The 17,565-nt window shown below is 46.3% G+C and carries 15 protein-coding genes and 1 pseudogene; 8 read left to right on the top strand and 8 right to left on the bottom strand.

Features of this window, described 5'->3' with window-relative positions; translation table 11 throughout:
• The first annotated feature begins 79 nt into the window (after window positions 1-79).
• A complete protein-coding gene (locus tag MHB46_RS08705) occupies window positions 80-1,969 on the top strand; it encodes an ATP-binding protein (protein WP_341162091.1) in 1,890 nt (629 codons plus the stop codon).
• Between the two features lie 99 nt (window positions 1,970-2,068).
• Here the strand turns inward: MHB46_RS08705 and MHB46_RS08700 are convergent, their stop codons facing one another.
• The 4 genes and pseudogenes from MHB46_RS08700 to MHB46_RS08685 all read right to left on the bottom strand — a co-directional run.
• Complete coding sequence (locus tag MHB46_RS08700) at window positions 2,069-2,305, bottom strand: NHLP leader peptide family RiPP precursor (RefSeq protein ID WP_013309068.1); 237 nt, start codon at window positions 2,303-2,305, stop codon at window positions 2,069-2,071.
• Window positions 2,306-2,380: 75 nt separating this feature from the next.
• Window positions 2,381-3,316 (bottom strand): hypothetical protein, encoded by a 936-nt coding sequence (locus MHB46_RS08695; RefSeq protein WP_341163708.1) that lies wholly within the window; start codon window positions 3,314-3,316, stop codon window positions 2,381-2,383.
• Between the two features lie 176 nt (window positions 3,317-3,492).
• On the bottom strand, window positions 3,493-4,566 hold the full coding sequence (locus tag MHB46_RS08690) for a polysaccharide deacetylase family protein (protein ID WP_341162090.1): 1,074 nt from the start codon (window positions 4,564-4,566) through the stop codon (window positions 3,493-3,495).
• 82 nt (window positions 4,567-4,648) lie between these two features.
• A pseudogene (locus MHB46_RS08685) lies at window positions 4,649-4,891 on the bottom strand (glycoside hydrolase family 11 protein); the annotation flags it as partial.
• 393 nt (window positions 4,892-5,284) lie between these two features.
• Here MHB46_RS08685 and MHB46_RS08680 point away from each other — a divergent pair.
• Window positions 5,285-5,797, top strand: coding sequence for a hypothetical protein (locus MHB46_RS08680; protein WP_341162089.1), 513 nt, complete (start codon window positions 5,285-5,287; stop codon window positions 5,795-5,797).
• Window positions 5,798-5,853: 56 nt separating this feature from the next.
• Here the strand turns inward: MHB46_RS08680 and MHB46_RS08675 are convergent, their stop codons facing one another.
• The 3 genes from MHB46_RS08675 to MHB46_RS08665 all read right to left on the bottom strand — a co-directional run bounded on the left by MHB46_RS08675 (window position 5,854) and on the right by MHB46_RS08665 (window position 8,113).
• Window positions 5,854-6,732 carry a (Fe-S)-binding protein gene (locus MHB46_RS08675; RefSeq protein ID WP_341163707.1) on the bottom strand — a complete coding sequence of 293 codons (879 nt, stop codon included), beginning with the start codon at window positions 6,730-6,732 and terminating at the stop codon, window positions 5,854-5,856.
• 261 nt (window positions 6,733-6,993) lie between these two features.
• On the bottom strand, window positions 6,994-7,449 hold the full coding sequence (locus MHB46_RS08670; RefSeq protein ID WP_341162088.1) for a MarR family winged helix-turn-helix transcriptional regulator: 456 nt from the start codon (window positions 7,447-7,449) through the stop codon (window positions 6,994-6,996).
• A gap of 214 nt (window positions 7,450-7,663) precedes the next feature.
• The gene (locus MHB46_RS08665; RefSeq protein ID WP_341162087.1) at window positions 7,664-8,113 is read right to left on the bottom strand and encodes an AbrB/MazE/SpoVT family DNA-binding domain-containing protein; all 450 of its coding nucleotides are present in this window, start codon (window positions 8,111-8,113) and stop codon (window positions 7,664-7,666) included.
• A 198-nt stretch (window positions 8,114-8,311) separates the two neighbouring features.
• On the opposite strand from MHB46_RS08665, the gene MHB46_RS08660 reads away from it, so the two are divergent.
• Complete coding sequence (locus MHB46_RS08660; protein WP_028543178.1) at window positions 8,312-9,709, top strand: helix-turn-helix domain-containing protein; 1,398 nt, start codon at window positions 8,312-8,314, stop codon at window positions 9,707-9,709.
• Between the two features lie 226 nt (window positions 9,710-9,935).
• Window positions 9,936-10,121 (top strand): aspartyl-phosphate phosphatase Spo0E family protein, encoded by a 186-nt coding sequence (locus tag MHB46_RS08655; RefSeq protein WP_025723187.1) that lies wholly within the window; start codon window positions 9,936-9,938, stop codon window positions 10,119-10,121.
• Window positions 10,122-10,385: 264 nt separating this feature from the next.
• On the opposite strand, the gene MHB46_RS08650 is transcribed toward MHB46_RS08655, so the two are convergent.
• On the bottom strand, window positions 10,386-11,612 hold the full coding sequence (locus MHB46_RS08650) for an acyltransferase (RefSeq protein ID WP_341162086.1): 1,227 nt from the start codon (window positions 11,610-11,612) through the stop codon (window positions 10,386-10,388).
• A gap of 218 nt (window positions 11,613-11,830) precedes the next feature.
• Here MHB46_RS08650 and MHB46_RS08645 point away from each other — a divergent pair, with 218 nt between their 5' ends.
• The 4 genes from MHB46_RS08645 to hcp all read left to right on the top strand — a co-directional run bounded on the left by MHB46_RS08645 (window position 11,831) and on the right by hcp (window position 17,563).
• Window positions 11,831-12,838, top strand: coding sequence for a substrate-binding domain-containing protein (locus MHB46_RS08645; RefSeq protein WP_341162085.1), 1,008 nt, complete (start codon window positions 11,831-11,833; stop codon window positions 12,836-12,838).
• 34 nt (window positions 12,839-12,872) lie between these two features.
• On the top strand, window positions 12,873-14,873 hold the full coding sequence (locus MHB46_RS08640; RefSeq protein WP_341162084.1) for a cache domain-containing sensor histidine kinase: 2,001 nt from the start codon (window positions 12,873-12,875) through the stop codon (window positions 14,871-14,873).
• Window positions 14,824-16,125, top strand: coding sequence for a response regulator (locus MHB46_RS08635; protein ID WP_341162083.1), 1,302 nt, complete (start codon window positions 14,824-14,826; stop codon window positions 16,123-16,125). The genes MHB46_RS08640 and MHB46_RS08635 overlap by 50 nt, the downstream gene beginning before the upstream one ends.
• A gap of 145 nt (window positions 16,126-16,270) precedes the next feature.
• Window positions 16,271-17,563 (top strand): hydroxylamine reductase, encoded by a 1,293-nt coding sequence (hcp, locus tag MHB46_RS08630; RefSeq protein WP_013309082.1) that lies wholly within the window; start codon window positions 16,271-16,273, stop codon window positions 17,561-17,563.
• The last annotated feature ends 2 nt before the right edge of the window (window positions 17,564-17,565 follow it).

Below are 17,565 nucleotides of genomic sequence, written 5' to 3'. Positions count from 1 at the left end.
AATATAATTTCAGGACGTAAAAAATGTTAAAACGTATACAATCTTGTAAATCCTACTATGTAACTTTGAGGTGCTTAATATGAGGCATGTGCCCAAAGCTGTCGCCGCCCTGCTAGCGGTCATTGTGATACTGTTGTCGCTGGGTCACTCCACCTATGCGGCTAAAATGACCCCGGAAAGGGATTATAAAATACCCTCCTGGGATATGAGATGGGGAGCGGTAAACGAGGATGGCTCTTTAGATGAGGTAAAGGATCCCAGCAAGGTCTGGATGCATATTGAAGATGATACACAACTGCTTAGGCAGCCCGGTAATAAAGGATCTGCTTGGATTCGTATTAAGTTACCTTCGCTAAATGATGAAACGCCAGCGGTACTTTTTGAAAATATTTATGGCAGGCATATTACGCTGTATAAAGATGGGACCAATTTTTACGAATCCTACCGTGGGTACAATTATGAGAATAATCGTATTCTGATTCCGCTGAAGCCGGAAGACAGCGGTAAAGCATTATACATATGGACGGAAAGCAGTAAGAATAGACTGGGCATTATCGGCAATGTGATGACCGGTGATTATCGTGATTTGTTGGGGACCTTGGTCAGAATGGATGTTTTAGATATTGTACTGGGCAGTACGTTTATCTTTATCGCCCTGGTACTACTGATCTGCTCATTTTTCCTGTTCCGTCCGAGTATGGCCATGTGGCTGTCCCTAAGTGCGATTGTATTGTCTATTGGTCTGATGATCGTAACGTATTCACCATTCTTGTATACATTCTATCGCGGCTATGGCAAGCTGTACTTACAACTTTTTGATGTGGCACTATTTATTCTGCTGCCTTCATTAGCTTTCTTTTTTGAACAAAATATCAATTCGATTATACTGATTCGCAAATTCAGAAAGTTGTTAACCGCATACTCTTTGTTCTGCTTTATCATGATGATTGTGAATTTAGGAGCACAGGAGCGGTTGAACGATATATATTATTTTTTTAGTGTAGTCATCCTGGGTATATTACTCGTCGCCTTAATGATACTGCTGGTATTTGCTTCGGTTCGCATGGCACTTAAGGGTGACCACGAAGCGATCATTTTATCGACAGGCTTTGCATTTTTTGCAGTCATCTCTATCGGGGAACTGAGCTGGTTCTTCATTCTGGACGGACACTACAATATGTTTTTGTGGAAATGGGGCGTGTTCGGTTTTGTACTGGCGTTGATCGCGATATTGGGCAGAAGGCTGGCAGAAAAGCACAAGCAGGTGGTTCGGTATTCCAGAGAACTGGAGATGTTCAATAATGAGCTTCAACGCTCGGAGAAAATGGAGATTATTAGCGATCTGGCTGCATCTGTAGCTCACGAGGTACGTAATCCCCTTCAGGTTACACGTGGATTTCTTCAGTTGATGAGCAAGCAGGAGGATGGTAAAAATAAAGACTATCTACATATCGCTCTGGAGGAGCTGGATCGAGCTTCCGCGATTATTACTGATTTTCTGACTTTTGCCAAGCCAGAGTTTGACCAAACCAAAACGTTGACCATATTGGACGAATTCAAACATATTGAAGGAATCATCAGTCCAATGGCTAATTTGCAAGGTGGGAAAATTTCGCTGGATATTCCCCAGGAAATCAAAGTGCGCGGGAATTCCTCCAAGTTCAAGCAAGCGTTCATCAATATCATCAAAAACAGCATTGAAGCGCTGCGAGATCAGGGTCATATTCATATATGGGCTTATGTGGACAACGGAGAAGCTGTCATTCATATTCGGGATAATGGTGAAGGGATGGATGCTCAGACTTTATCCAGACTAGGTGAGCCTTATTTCTCGAATAAGACAAAAGGCACGGGTTTGGGGATGATGGTGACTTTTCGGATTATTGAAACGATGAATGGCAAAATAACTTTTACAAGTGCAAAAGGGGTGGGAACAGAAGCGACCATCCGCTTCCCCGTAGCCGGATAATATCCGGCTTTTTTGCATTCGGAGAAAACGGAGGGAAGCTTGCTGAGCCCACCCACATGAGATTAAGGAATATAGATTAAATAAGCATTAACAACTAATTTACCACATCGAGCGAGGTTTCTGGGAGGCAGCGAGCACGCCGGAGGGGTCTGGAGGAATTACCAGAAAAAACTGATCAGGCGTTTCCTCTAATGTTTTGATTTGGATATGATCGGGGATCACGACTCCTAACACATCACGAATTGCAGATTTGGGATCTGTCATCAGTTTCTCTCTGAAACTGGCATCCTCCCAAGCTTTTTGAATGACTTGTGTTTGAAGAACTTCAGTAGCCATCAAAAATCACCCTCTCATTCAATTGGTTATATTTACCTAGTCAGTATACCACGAAAGCCTCAGAAAAATCTAGCATTATTTCATATTTTTGGAGAGCCAGTAGTCAAGTCCGCCTCTTCTCAAATGCGAGCGTCCGCCTTCAATTTCCGCCGCCACTTCGCCCAGTTCTGTTGCGATAGAATGTGCAAAGCTACGTAGGCCGTGGATAGAAGGGTCCAGGGTCTCTAACTGTTGGACTGCTTGATCGGCAATGTTCACATAGCTGGCCAGCGCACCGCGTACATAAATCGCTTCCTGAATCTGTTGAGGTCCCAATCCTTCACAGTAAGCTGTCTTCTGCTCGGCACTGATATGGGACAAAAGACAGTTATAGCTATGTTCGACCAAATCTTCTGACCAATCCGCCCAATCATCCGACATTTGAAGCACGAGTAGCGCCAAGTCCGTCATATTTGTAATAGTCTGGATCAGATCAGCACGGCCTGCGAGCAGTAAAGCACCCGTTCCGGCCATTTTTAATGGACTTGCTTTCAGCGCGACCTTATTTCTTTCTCCTTGAAAATAGTCCTCTGTTCCTTCGGATATCACACTAACGGCCCATTCATCAATATACGTTCGGGCATATGACCAAAAAGGAGAGGTTGCCGGAAAAAGGTCCCGATATACGCTTAGACACTCGGTATAGAATAGCTGGCTTAAGGCAAGTTGCGTTTTACGGTTGTCTGCTGCTGTGTCCATCACATCATCTTGAATTAAATAGTGGGCCATGACGAACACGTTGCCAAGTGACAGCTTGCGGCATGTTTCGGGGGGGAGTCCGGTGAGTTCTTGCAGCCAAAATGGAAGCAAATAGCATATGTAATTACGCGTGCTGTCTTCCCGCAACGGATTAAAACGCGCCAGATAGTCCAACCCCTCTTGCTGAAAGGGAGCTGGAAACGTGGACGTCCGTTCCTCCGCTTGACGAAATACTTTTTCCAATTCGTCTTTGTATGCAAAATACCATTCCATCGCCATCACCTGCATCTCTTATGAATATTTTTATAGCGACTTCTAGTTGTTACCCGCCATTATACAACAGATTGCAATTTTCAAGATTTTGTTATTTTTACATTGAGAATGTTGTAAAAAGAATATAGACAAAAATCCCGACTGGGAAGATCCCGCCGGGATTTTGTTTTTTTAAATTAGATGATCTCTAAATAGTCAATATAAGCATCCCATGTCCCATCATCGGCTGTTACAACAAGCTCAATCTCTTGATTTCCGGTTCCATGGCTGACATTGTTTAAAGTATAGACCGCAGGACTGCTCCCGCCGAAGTAGAAGGTACCCTTCGTTTGTCCACCAATTTTCAAGTCAACTTTGGCCATGTTGGAATTATTTGAAGCACCACGGAGTGAAAAGCTATGGGTGCCGCTGGTAAAATTCTGTGTGAATTTCACTGAATCATTGTTGGAGTATAAAGCCACTCCGTTGAACGGCGAGCTGATATTTGAAGTATACTGACCGCCTTTGGTCATATTCTCTGCTTCCACTTTTGTGCCTTTGTTTGGCGGCGTTTCGCCGTTTCCGCCATCAGGCGCTACCGCGCGGCCATTGCTTGGTGAGATCATACCAGAGCAAAGATTACGGTTTTTGAGGTTCTGTGCAATTTGTGGAATAGCTTGGAGTGTAGTCTGGTACTGATCATGCATCAGGATCACATCGCCGTTTTTAAGTTTGCCCGCAGCAGCTACGATCTGTGCGGTGGAGGCGCCGTTCCAGTCTTGGGAGTCAACGTTCCACAATACTTCGGTAAGACCGTTTTGGATCTCAATGGATTTGAGGGTTGCGTTGGTCTCGCCATACGGAGGACGGAACAACTTTGGTGCCGTGCCAGTAATGGACTGTATCGTTTGCTGCGTGCGTGTAATTTCCGATGACATCTGCGATGTGCTCAGTTGTGTCATATGCGGATGTGACCATGAATGATTACCGATCCACATGCCTGCTGCTTGCTGGTCACGTACAAGCGAAGGATTATTCTGCGCGTTTTGTCCAAGATTAAAGAGCGTCGCGCGTAAACCGTTTTGCTTCAGAGCACTAAGCAGCGCTTTGGTGTTAGAGGGATTGGGACCATCGTCGAAGGTTAACGCTACATAACCGCTCGAGCAATCAGCCGCAAGCGCCTGGTTGCTCGAGATCACCAGCGAGCCAGTGAATAAAGACAAGGTGATTGCCATAATCGCCGTCCATTTTCCTGCTTTAGCTATAAACATGGGTCTACCTCCTAGCTATTTTAATATAGTATGGATGTTCCGATACTCCGAACCGATTCAACTCTTTACTAGATTTGAAATTTTAGTCAATCTCCAAATAGTCAATATAAGCATCCCATGTCCCGTCATCGGCTGTTACAACGAGCTCGATCTCTTGGTTTCTGGTGCCATTATTGCCGCCAATTGTAATTGTATTACTAGTTACATTGGCACTCCGACTGCTTTGGTATCCCTCTACAGTAAGTAAAGCTTCATACATCATGTCCATGTCTTCCCACTTTTTGAAGTGCTCGCTGACCGATATGGTTTTGCTCGTGCGTTTGGATGTCCATAAAAATAACCTTATTTTTTTGTTTCATTGGACTTTCCTCCTGTAGCCTCACTATGATGCAGTGCATTCTGTAGTAGCTTGATGCAACATGTCTTTCCAAAAATATAATTGTAAACGTTTACAATTTGATTTTATCATATTTTCCTTAATATATAACTTGAAAAATTTCAAGTTATATTGTAGAAAGTATAGTTATTCATTCTTGCTCACTCTACAGGATAGGGTTCCCCAAGGAGCGCGTGTAGATCGAAGGTTGGGTGTAATTGTGAGAGCAATGTTCATAATTTCTTTTTCCCGTCTTATGGTTACTTAACAGGCGAAAATATGAATAAAAATAGCGGGAAAAGAAAATATTATTTTAAAAAGGATGAAAGAAGGGTCTGCAACATGAAAAAACAATGGAAATTGACCGCTGCTATTCTGTATGGAGGAGTGATGATGTATGGCACTGCGGGTGCAGCTGGAGCTTCCGGGACGGAACCGAGTAAGTCGTTGCAAACTCTCACTCCCAACGACTCTATCCAAGGGGCAGCCCGCCAATGGAATGCTGAACCACAGGACGACCACGGGCATGGGCATGTTCACAGACATAGACATGGCAAAAGGCCTGGCGGCTTGAATCACCATCTCAACGAGAAAGTAGCCAAGCTGCTGGGCATCACTCCTGTCCAATTAGAGAAAGAACTGGGACAAGGGAAGTCATTGGCCGAGGTTGCTAAAAGCAAAGGCATCCAAGAAGACCAGCTCATTGATAAATTGAAGAATGAAATGACCGTGGATCTGAAACGGCTTGTGAACCGTAAAGGCCCGATTACATTCGATCGTAAGTCCGGGGCTTCGAATGAAGCTCAATTAAAACATGAGGCAGGGACGCCCTCAACCTCGGCTAACGAAAACTAAATGTATCTTTTTGCACTAAAAAACCTTGAGAATGGCGGTCCTCAAGGTTTCCATATTCACCGGGCATTACGCATCGGATTCCTGCTCTCGCAGGGTACCTTGGTCTGGCACAGTCCGCAGCCAGCACCCGATTTGGCCTCGCCGCCGTTTAGAACCGCAAAGTCCCGTGATGCCTGTCCGTACACAAAATTCATGCAGGCGATTTTGTCATGTCCGCCGTCCTTGCTGATGGCCTGCACAGGGCAGCGGGTAATGCACACACCGCAGATGCCCTTGCTGCACAGCAGGCAGTTACCGGTATGTCCTGTGGCTGAAGATATTCTGGCATCAGGCGGCACCTTGAGATCGGTCACCACGGACAGCAGGCGGATGGCAATTCCTTTTTCGGTGATGAAGCCGTCATTGATACTGAAGGTGCCGAGACCCGCAGCATATGCAATGTGGCGCTCCGACCAGTTGGAGATCGGCCCCCCCTCGGCGCCATGGATGCTGTACCAATCCGTATCCAGCGGTGCAAACGCACGGTAACCAAGGCCTGTTAAGTATCCCGCCAAATGCCGCCTTGCAGACTGTACAAAATATTCATCGCCAAAGGTCCGCAGCAGCGCCCATTCCCTTGAGGCTCTTTCTTTTTGCGCACGATTAGCCTTACGGATCGTCTCGCTGATCGGCAGCACAACGCTGATAACGGTTCCTCCATCAAAACTCCCCGTTCCAAAGGAGCGTTCAAATGCTTCCTGCGGCGTGGCGTGATCGGGCCCCACCACTCTTTTGTACTCCTCAAACAAAGGATCATTAGCCGCGGCAAATTGGATAATCGGCTCCTCGTAATAAGGACTCTGCAGTTCTTCACAAACATTGCCTTTGTCTTCGCTCACATAGGTTTTCATCTCGGCTGCGATGTTTTCTCTCATATCCGGTACGGATTCAACCATCCTATCCACATCCCTCTCCGTGGTTATTGTTCACAGTAAAGCTTCCCTTCAGAAGTCTTGTGGCGGGCTAAGGTATATCACTGACCTCTTACTACAGCTGGAAGTACTTCTCCGATGACCCGCAGTGGTGATCAAGTGCAATGCGATCGCTATAATAGCATTTTAAAGACTTCTCTAGCCTTGATACCGCAATAAACAATTCAATCTTTTTCGTGTATATACACGAATTGAGCAACACTTCATGTATGAGTAGGCGGCTAATCACAAACCCAAATGTTCAATTTTGGATAAGAGTGAGGTAAGTATCTGCAGATTCCCGTTTCCCAATGACTCCTGCAAAAAACGTTGCGCCTCCTCCCAAAGCTCTGCTGCGTCGTTGTATACCGTTCTTCCACTCTCCGTCAGAGTAAGGCAGCGGTTTCGACTGCCCTCAGCAGATGTATCCTCCACATATCCGCTATGCTCCAGCGCCTTCAAATTGCGCACAATCGTGGTCCGGTCGAGCCGCATCTCCAGTGCCAATTCGCTTACACTTGCCGGTCCCAGCGCAGTTAAGTGCTTGAGAAGCGAGAATTGGCTAATATTGAGTCCGCTCGGGGCCAGATACCGGTCATACAGTCCCGTAACAGCCATCGAGGAACGGCGCAGATTAATGCAGGTACAGACTGAGGCTGATTGCTTCTGCGAAGATTTCTTATTCTTCCTTGTCGTTGTCATAAGTTCCCCATTCTTTGTACTGTTTCGTGTATCTACACTATCTCAGAAGTGGTAGGTTTTGTAAGCGATATTTGTCACAGCAGTCAGCTCTGTCGGTCTATCATGATTTATCCCCTGTAGTCCTTCCTACTAATGAAAAGTTGAAATAACCAGTCGCACGAAATCAACCGGCGACTGGTTATTTAGCTTTGCTAGAATAAGAGTTGAGCGATACCTATAATAGCTTTTTAAGCTGGGAAATACGGCCTTGGGACACGCCGAGCCATTCAGCATATTCGCCTTGCTTGGCTGTTGGATACTCGCGCATGAGTTTTCTTAGATTTTCAACTAAATGTTGTGAAGACAACCGATGTGCATTTTTTTCTTTGAACGCAGGTTTCTTTACGACGGGAACAGGTAATTGACTCACACCTATATTTCCCTTCAGATCGTTTATGCATTTTTTACATAAAAATGAATCCCTGAAATAGCTTAAATCCTGAATCGAATAGCATAAGTGACAGCAGACTCCAATATACTTCCGCATACTCAATAAACCTGTTTCAACATCTAAATAAAATTCTAAGGACTCACCAGCTTGAATACCCATAGAGGTTCGCAACTCCTTAGGGATAACAATCCGGCCTAACGTATCCAAGGGACGTGTCATACCTGTATTTTTCAAATGATATTCTCCTTCCATTGTCCAACATCCAATGATCTCCTAATAAAAATATAAAAATCAATAAAGTAAAAGCATTTATGTTTGTTCCAAAAGATGGTATTATCGTGAAGGAAAATCAATAATTATACTATTAGTTTCCAAACTATATTGTTTATTGAAATTGAAATTCTATGAAAATGCTGAAAGGGTGGTTTATCCATGGAAATCACACCTACGATACAGGCAGAAATTCAAACCTATTTGAAACGAAAAGGCTTAACGATGACCAAGTTTGGTCACACGATTGATTTGAATGTAGGTACAGTTAGTAGCATTGTGACCGGTAACCGATCTATTTCTGTTCACCAACTGGATAGCATTACTGCGGGAATGAATTTACCACCGGATTATTTTTACGAACGTTATATTGAAGAATGCATTGAAGAATCTCCGCTCAACTGGAAAAAAATCAGCCCTTTCTTATACCGATGTATTGAGCTAGGACGACTGGACTGCTTGCAGCGAGTTGTAATTTTATTATTGGATAACCCTAATTATCCGCCATCGCTCTTTGAAGTTGCCGAAAATGTATACAAAGACGGTTACAATGAAGCAGCGGCATACCTTTACAAAAAGGTGGCTGAAAGTGAGAAGCAGCAGCATTCAGAGCGATTGGCGATCTGCCAGTATCGTTTGTTCCAAATCAATATTGGACAAGATAGAGCTGTAAATCTTCAGGCTGCCATTGAATTTGCCCCTTTTGTTGATCGTTTAGACGAGATAGAGCAATTAGATGCTCTAAAAGATTTAGCAAACGTGTATAGATCATTAAGTATGTGGGACAAGGTGTATGAATTTGCACATCAAATGGGTCAATTAGGACAGATCCAATATAATTTGGTTCATAACTCTAAGCGAAAAGGAACAGAGCCACGAAAAAAGCTAAGCAGGCCACTGTTTGTATACATAGTTTACTCCGAATTGCTGTGTGCTAATGCTTGCGATGCGAAAGGAGATCATGAACAGGCATTAGAACATATTCGAGGTTATGCCGATCTAAGTTGGGTAAAAGAGAAGGACCCTGATTCACTTTATTGGAAGAAACAATATCAGCAATGGGCGAAAATTAATACGTACGTCAACAGGCTTATGTCCGGGGATATTAGTGTTCTCCCCGATTACGTAGAACACATGGCTGCCGAAAATGAGATTTTTGCCGAGCTACTAAACGTTCTTGAAGTTGCTAATCGGTACAATGTAGATGTAGACCATATCCTTCAGCGTTTTGAATCTCAAATTGCAGCTTATCAGGAACCGTTGTCTTCTGACATGTATACACAACAAGTTTTACCGGAAGAGTACGTACGCTTCTGGTACAAAATGGCTAAGTACAGCCTAAATAAAGGTAGATATCCATATGGTTTCAAATGTTTAATAAACGCGTTTGAAAAAGCTGTTACAATTAATCATGTACTACTTATTGCCAATTGTTTTGGATTATTTTCTCATTTCAAAACACATGCGGCTCCTGAAACACAGACACAGTTCCAATCTATTTATGAGGAGGTGTGGGAAAAAAATGATCAAAAGGATGGCTTTCTACTTGGCGGTAACTAGCTTATTGCTGGTATTCACAGTACCAGTGCAAGCCGGAAATCCAAGCTCCGGCACGATCCAAACACAAGGACACGTTGGTGGATCTTGACCAAGCACTAATTCATTACTATGGACCAGCTTATTGCTGGTCTCTTTTTGTATTATTTTGTAATTTTTTGGTTCAAAAAAGATTATGACGTATTTGTACATCCCTCCTTAAAATGAGATTCATTAGGAGGTATGCAGGATGAACAGGTATGAAACGGTAACGTTAATTCAACAGATGGAACACGCCAGACAACATTTGCATGATCTTTACGAAGAGTATGGCTTCGGACATGCTTGTGTACTTGAGCAGTCTATGCTTTTGGATGAACTGATTAATCAGTACAACCGTATGTTTCAGACCAAGAAGCTGCCTCACTATGTTTAGGGCTAGATCATTAACAACGACGATATCATGTTCAGTCCATCCTCTCCCTTCTTTGTTATGCAAAACTATGACTTCTACCGCGTAACGTTTATTATTATTCTATATAATGACTTATTTTAAAATAAAATACATATTCATGTCATAAAATGTTAATCATCTTTTTGAGGGGACGGCATACTAAGGCAATAAAAAAAGCAGCGCTCAATAAGCGAGCCCTGCCAAAGTCCATTGGAATTATAACCCCATGCTGAAACACAGACGAGTTTAGCCAAGCTCCTGCGTGCTTTTGGAAGCACGTTTGGAGGAAAAGAACTGGAAGCGAAACGAATGCCAGTTCCACCGCTGTCTGCCTTTGGAGCCAACAATCCAGTTGCCGCCGGGCAGATGGGCAAAGAGCCAGCTGATGCCCAGAGAAACACTTGCCACAACAATAAACGTAATGAGCGTAGCTGTAAAATGATGATCGCCCAGTGCAAGCGGGCGGGTGTAGTAGGATATGAAGGCCAGCACGAGCGCATGGGCCAGATATCCTCCAAAAGAATAACGCCCGATCCAGTTCAACATACGGCGAAACGGCTCGGATCGTGTATCTTTTTGCAAATGGAGCAGCAGTCCGTACAATAAAAGCAGCTGCGACACAATTAGAACAAAGGTGCTTGGCTTCAAATAGGTGGAAATATTAAGATTGATCGTATCGCCCGACTGGATCAGCATCGTGTGACCCATGAGCATGAACAAACCAATAAAGACAAATACATTCCACGGCAACGTCTGTTTGGCCAGTCCACGCCACGTGTCTGTCATGTAAGCACATACTGCGCCCAGCATAAAATAGAAAAAGTACATGACAAAGTTATAGGTGCGATAATCCAGCAGAGTCTGCCAAAAGGACGGCAACCCAGTGCTCCATGCAGACATGTCATAGTAGGACCATTGTAACAGCAAAGCATAAGCCGTAGCGGCAATCAGCATAATAGCCAAAACAAGCTGTTTGCGTCTTTTCGTGCTGTAACGACGTAGAAACGCTTGAACCTGCCCGGCTGCTTTTGCAAATAAAGGAAACAAAATATAAAACTGAAAGATCATCACTACAAACCATAGATGATATCCGCTGACGGGGATGATCATTTCCTCGAACATACCTTTGTAAAAATAAATATTTCCCCACTGCGCCGTTGACCAGTTTTGAGTACATACCCAATAAATAACAGTCCAGCAAAGGAAAGGAACATAAATATCTCGAAACCGCCTGCCAATATAGCGAGGATAGCCAATCGGTTTGTTGCCGTTATAAAATAGCAGCGCCGCAGACAGGAAAACGAACGTCGGTGTGCCAAAACGTGTCAAATGATACAGCATCGCGAGCATAACAGAATCTGGCTGTTGGATGTCGCTGCGATAAATATATTCGCCAATGCAATGCTGAAGCACGACAGCGAGGTAGGCAAGGCCCCGTAGTTCTGTCCACTCCGCGATACGCGGCTTGCTCATCCATATCACTCCTTTTCCGCAAGATATGCACATGTTTTTCCTAGCACAATTGTAGGTATTGTAACGTAGAAACATTAGTGCAGGATTAACGCCACCTGAAAGTAAGAAGAGTGAAGTAGTTCCAATTTAATATGATTGCGTTTACAATCTAAGTAAAACCAGAATAAATTAAAGTGAATTTATAACTTAAGGATACACACAGGAAGAGGAGAGGAAGGATGAAAAAAACGCTACTGGTATATATGCTGTTGATTGCGGCCTTTGCTCTCTATGTGTTCAGGTATGAACAATCTGGCCCGTTGAATGGCACTTGGGAGGATAAAGGGCTGCGAGGCAGTATCGGAGAGACCTATATAATGATTACGTTCCAGTCCGGTTTGGAGTATTGGAAAAGCGGGCTCAAGGGCTTCGAGGATGCGGGTGATGCTTTGGGGGTGACTGTGGAGTATCGGGGAGCTACCCGTTATGATGCGCAGGAGCAGACAACTGTTATTGAGCAAGCAATTGCTCGTAAACCCGCAGGGATTGCGATTTCCGCGATTGATCCTCACTCTTTGATTCCGGTGATTAATAAGGCGCTGGATGCGGGCATTCCTGTGGTACTGTTTGATGCCGAAGCGCCGGGGAGCCGGGCGTATTCCTTTTTGGGCACGGATAATTATAAGGCGGGCGTGACCGCTGCGGATAAAATGGCAGAGCTGTTGGGACGGGAAGGTCAAGTCGCTGTTCTGACACTGCCTGGACAGCAAAATCATGAGGAACGCTCGCGTGGCTTTCGCGATACCATTAGGCGGCAGTATCCTGCGATGAAGGTGGTGGAAGTCGCAGATGGCCGCGCAGACGCGATGGTCTCACGGGATGAGTCGCAAAGGCTGATGAAAGCTTATCCGAAACTGGCGGGCATTTTTGTGACCGATGCAACGGGAGGAACAGGTGTGGGTGAAGCGGTACTGAGTCAAAAAAACAGCCATCCGCTGAAAATCATTTCTTTTGATACGAATAAAGCGACACTGGATATGATTCGTGGTGGGACGATCTCGGCAACGATTGCCCAGGGAACATGGAATATGGGGTATTGGTCGCTTCAATATTTGTTCCATCTGCATCATCATTTGACGATTCCTGCACCTTCTTCCACTGGAGACAACACTCCGTTGCCCGTGCGGGTAGATACTGGGATTTCCGTGGTCACCCGGGCGAATGTAGATGATTATTATGCGAAATAAATTTTGGGAGCGTATCCAATTAGGGGTGCGCCAAATGATGCCGCGGTTACGCTTGCGCAATATGCCTTTACGTTATCAGCTCATGCTGCTGTTCCTGCTGTTTGGCATTGTGCCTTCGCTGGGATTAGGTCTGCTGGTCAATTGGACGGTGGAACGGATTATTGAACGGCAGGTGGAAAACCATACAATGCAGTTGATTGGCAAGGTGAACGAAGCGCTGGACACCAAAATGGAAAATTTGCAAAACATGACGTATCTGATCGCTTTTAACCCCGATATCGGGGAGTTCTGGAAAGGGAAGACGCTGGCTGACGGCCACGCGGGTCATACGAATGTAATAACACCGGAAAAACAGGGGGAGCAGACTCAGAACTCGGCGCAAAATCAGGCTCTCAGCTCCAAGCAGGCATTAAGTTCTGTACAGGAGCAGGATACGCTGTATAAAATGAAGCAATTTTTGCAGGGCTATACCACGTTATATCCTGAAATTGCAGGGATTCTGATCGTGAACGAAAAAGGCGACTATATCAGCAACGAAATGTACGCTCGAAGCACGCGTAGCCTGACGGAAGAAGGCTGGTACCAACAGGCGGCGCAGCATGCAGGCATATTCACTGTGCTAGGACAGCCGAGCCACCGTAATGTGACCACTCATGTCCGGTACAAGGACAGTGAAATTGTCTCCGTCGTTCGCTCGGTTACAGATCCGGAAACCGGACGCGTGCTAGGCGTGATTATGATTGACCTCAAGCTGCGGGCTGTATCGCAGGCCGCCAGGGATGTAACCTTGGGCAAAAGCGGGTATTTAATGGTGACAGATGCTGAGGGGCGCAGCGTGTACAGGCCGGATATGCCTTTGATTGAGCGTATTCCGCCGCAATGGTTCGGGGCAGGTGACAGCGGGATGTTTACCCGTGAAGCTGGGGGCAGGGAATTGCTGTTCATGTTCAGGGCTTCCGAATTCACGGGCTGGAGAACAGTGGGGGTATTCCCGGCGCGCGAATCTACACTGGAAGTGCGGCAAATTCAGTTCTATGTCATCTGTTTTGTTTTTATTGTATGTCTATTTGGCTTAACGGCATCCTTGCGATTGTCGAGTTCCATTGCGCAGCCAATTTTCCGGCTGATGTCCTATATGCGGACGGCAGAGACAGGGGATCTTACAGTTCGCCAATGGAGTGACCGTGGGGATGAAGTTGGAATGCTGGGGCGGAGCTTTAACCGAATGCTGGAGCAAATTCGCCGTCTCATGTCACTTAGCGAACTGAGAGAACGGCAAAAACGGGATGCCGAGCTGCGCAGCCTTCAGGAGCATATTAAGCCCCATTTTCTATACAATACGCTAGATACGATTCATTGGATGGCCCGGAAAAATGGGGCGGACGACGTATCTGACATGGTAGGAGCGCTATCGAGATTGTTCCGTCTCGGGCTGAGCAAGGGGGATGACTTTATTCCGCTGCGCTCCGAGATGGAGCATATATCGAGCTATATGCAAATCCAGCAAACCCGCTATCGTGACCGACTTCGCTGGGAATTGAATCTACCTGACGAGCTAAAGGATCTGTTCGTGTTGAAGTTAATGCTTCAGCCTGTAGTGGAAAACGCGATTTATCACGGCATCAAGGCCAGACGTGGTCCAGGCACGATTTGGATAGAAGCTAAAGCTGAGGACGACAAGCTGCTGCTGACGGTACGTGACGATGGCGCAGGAATGACGGCGGACCGTCTGCGTGAATTGCGTGAATGGCTGGAAATACCCCTGGAGGCGATGGAAGTAAAGCAGAAGCAAAAGGGAGTTAGTACCCATGGCAGAAGCTATGGCATGCTGAATGTACAAGCGCGTATCCGGTTATCTTTTGGCGAGGAATATGGAATTGTACTGGAGAGCAAAGAAGGGACAGGTACCTGCGTGACGATTACTCATCCGTTGCTGCTGGATATGGCGCAACTGAAGAAGCCTTATGAAAAAGGAGAGGGTCAGGATGACGAAATCAAAGGCCACACACAACTCGACAACGGCGAGTCTGATTGACCAGGCCATAACAGAAGTGACCATAGGCACAGCAAAACGTTACCAAGTATTGATCGCAGATGATGAGCCGATCATTCGTGAGGGGATACGAGATTGCATAGATTGGGCGGCACTGGGCATGGAGGTGGCAGCAGAGGCGGAGGACGGAGAAGAAGCGCTGGAGCTGGTGGGTCAGCTTCATATCGACATCGTGCTGGTCGATATGAATATGCCGTTCATGGACGGGATTGAACTGATTCGGCGTCTGCGGGAAGATCGTCCGGAATGCCGCTGTCTGATCATTTCCGGGCATGATGAATTTGCTTATGCGCAGGAGGCTGTCCGACTTGGCGTAGAGGATTATATTTTGAAGCCGGTAAATGCGGATCAGCTTCATGCTGCGTTGTTGCGGCTTCGTCAGCGAATGGACGAAGAGCACAAACGTGCCGCCTATGTAGAACAAGCCGCCGGACAGATTGAACGGAATATTCCGTTGCTGCGTCAGCGGTTTTGCCTGGAATGGCTGGAAGGGCAACACACGGGAAAAGACATCATGGAGCAATTGGCGTTTTTACGGCTTCCATCGCGGCCGCCTGCTCAGATCGGTGTCGTACGGTGGCCTGCGGCAGAGGCCCGGCAGACGATTATGCGCGAGAATGACCGCCAGTTGTTTCTTTTTGCCGCTGAAAATATTATTGGCGAACTGCTGGAGGACTGCCCGCATGTGTTGTTCCGCGATGCGAACGGACTGATCGGCATATGCCTATGGCAGGAGGCACCCGAGACGATAGGCGCTTCCATGGAGCAGGCGATTGGACGCTACCTGAATATAGCGGTTCATACGCATGTGGAGTCCAACGCGGGTGGGCTGGAAGGCGCAATTGACGCGTACCGGGTGAGTCGGGATCGAGTGTATGGCGAATCGCAGATGTCTCCCATCGTACGCCGGGCTCGGCAGCTTATTCAGGAAGGTTACGCCGATCGGGAATTAACGCTGGAAGCCCTTGCTTCGCGGCTACAAGTATCCGCCGTATATCTCAGCCGTGTGCTCAAAAAGGAGCTCAACGACAGTTTCGTGACCCTCGTCACGCGTGCCCGTATCCGTAAAGCACTACAGCTGCTGGATTCCACGACGTTGTCTATCTATGATATAGCAGAACGTACGGGTTACGACAGTCAGCACTATTTTAGCACCGCTTTTAAAAAGACTATGGGTGTGTCCCCTGTGCAGTACCGTAAAGGCGGTGGAATTCAAGAAAGCACGGTAGAGTAGGAAGGATTGGAATGGGAGATGAGTCCCACACTATTTCATCATGAACTGTAAGAAAAAGTGTGTGTGTAATCACACCTACGCATTCAGGGGTTTGTTACGCTGGGGATAACGAACAAATATCTATCAATATTTGGAGGAAAACGATATGTTTTGTTATCAGTGTGAACAGACGCCGAGTGGCGGGTGTAAAGTAGTTGGGGTGTGCGGGAAGGATGAGACGATAGCAAGCTTGCAGGATACGATGATTTTTGCATTAAAAGGGATTGCTGCCTATGCGACACATGCTCGTCAGTTGGGATATAGCGATCCTGAGGTAGATCGGATCACGCATGAAGCGTTATATATGACCTTAACCAATTCTAACTTTAATGTACAAGAGCATTTGGAAATGGCGATGAAGGTCGGAAATGCGGCTGTACGGATTATGGATGTGCTGGATCGTGCGCATACGGATCGTTTTGGCATTCCGCAGCCGATTACGGTCAGTCAGAATAAAATCGAAGGCCAATGTATCGTCGTGACTGGACATAATCTGTATGCGCTGGAGGAATTACTGCGCCAGACGGAGGGTAAGGGCATCAACATCTATACCCACTCAGAAATGCTGCCTGCTCACGGTTATCCAGCATTGAAGAAATACGCACATCTCAAAGGGAATATCGGTAAGGCCTGGTACGATCAACGCAGACTGTTCGAAGAGTTCCCGGGCGCCATTCTGGCTACGACGAACTGTGTTATGCCGATTAAAGGCACGTATGCAGACCGCTTCTTCTCTTATGAAGTAGCCGGGCTGGAGGGAGTAGCCAAGATCATGGACGACGACTTTTCACCATTGATCGAGCGTGCGTTAGCCCTGCCAGCCGCAGATGTAGATTCGGAGCAGGTGCTTACAACGGGATATCATCATGAGACGGTTATCGGGCTGGCTCCTGAGATTATTCAGGCGGTTAAAGACGGGCATATCCGTCGTTTCTTTGTCATTGCAGGCTGCGACGCACCGGGCAAAGGCGGCAACTATTACCGCGAGCTAGCTACATCCTTGCCGAATGATACGGTCATTCTGACCACGTCCTGTGGTAAATTCCGCTTTAATGACGTGGATTATGGCACCGTTGGAGATACCGGCATTCCGCGTTATATTGATTTGGGGCAATGCAACAACTCGGGTTCTACTGTGAAAATCGCTCTGGCATTAGCGGATGCTTTCGGTTGTACGGTGAACGAGCTGCCTGTTAGCATTGTGCTGTCCTGGTTTGAGCAAAAAGCGGTTGCCATCCTGCTAGGCTTGTTCAGCCTTGGCATCCAGGATATTCGCATTGGGCCGAAGCCGCCTGAGTTCATTTCTTCTGGCGTACTGGATGTACTGGTGGAGATGTTTGGCTTGAAGCTAATTACTACCGCAGAGGAAGATATGAAAGCGATGTTGGCGTTGTCGTAAGA

It is taken from the genome of Paenibacillus sp. FSL H7-0703, assembly GCF_038003485.1.
In the GTDB taxonomy this organism is placed as follows: Bacteria; Bacillota; Bacilli; order Paenibacillales; family Paenibacillaceae; genus Paenibacillus; species Paenibacillus polymyxa_B.
This window is presented reverse-complemented; position numbering and strand designations above follow the sequence as displayed.

What these genes read in the sequence shown, in the direction of transcription:
- MHB46_RS08705 (WP_341162091.1), top strand. Translation starts at nt 80, where the DNA reads ATGAGGCATGTGCCCAAAGCTGTCGCCGCCCTGCTAGCGGTCATTGTG.
- MHB46_RS08700 (WP_013309068.1), bottom strand. Translation starts at nt 2,305, where the DNA reads ATGGCTACTGAAGTTCTTCAAACACAAGTCATTCAAAAAGCTTGGGAG.
- MHB46_RS08695 (WP_341163708.1), bottom strand. Translation starts at nt 3,316, where the DNA reads ATGGAATGGTATTTTGCATACAAAGACGAATTGGAAAAAGTATTTCGT.
- MHB46_RS08690 (WP_341162090.1), bottom strand. Translation starts at nt 4,566, where the DNA reads ATGTTTATAGCTAAAGCAGGAAAATGGACGGCGATTATGGCAATCACC.
- MHB46_RS08680 (WP_341162089.1), top strand. Translation starts at nt 5,285, where the DNA reads ATGAAAAAACAATGGAAATTGACCGCTGCTATTCTGTATGGAGGAGTG.
- MHB46_RS08675 (WP_341163707.1), bottom strand. Translation starts at nt 6,732, where the DNA reads ATGGTTGAATCCGTACCGGATATGAGAGAAAACATCGCAGCCGAGATG.
- MHB46_RS08670 (WP_341162088.1), bottom strand. Translation starts at nt 7,449, where the DNA reads ATGACAACGACAAGGAAGAATAAGAAATCTTCGCAGAAGCAATCAGCC.
- MHB46_RS08660 (WP_028543178.1), top strand. Translation starts at nt 8,312, where the DNA reads ATGGAAATCACACCTACGATACAGGCAGAAATTCAAACCTATTTGAAA.
- MHB46_RS08655 (WP_025723187.1), top strand. Translation starts at nt 9,936, where the DNA reads ATGAACAGGTATGAAACGGTAACGTTAATTCAACAGATGGAACACGCC.
- MHB46_RS08650 (WP_341162086.1), bottom strand. Translation starts at nt 11,612, where the DNA reads ATGAGCAAGCCGCGTATCGCGGAGTGGACAGAACTACGGGGCCTTGCC.
- MHB46_RS08645 (WP_341162085.1), top strand. Translation starts at nt 11,831, where the DNA reads ATGAAAAAAACGCTACTGGTATATATGCTGTTGATTGCGGCCTTTGCT.
- MHB46_RS08640 (WP_341162084.1), top strand. Translation starts at nt 12,873, where the DNA reads ATGATGCCGCGGTTACGCTTGCGCAATATGCCTTTACGTTATCAGCTC.
- MHB46_RS08635 (WP_341162083.1), top strand. Translation starts at nt 14,824, where the DNA reads ATGACGAAATCAAAGGCCACACACAACTCGACAACGGCGAGTCTGATT.
- hcp (WP_013309082.1), top strand. Translation starts at nt 16,271, where the DNA reads ATGTTTTGTTATCAGTGTGAACAGACGCCGAGTGGCGGGTGTAAAGTA.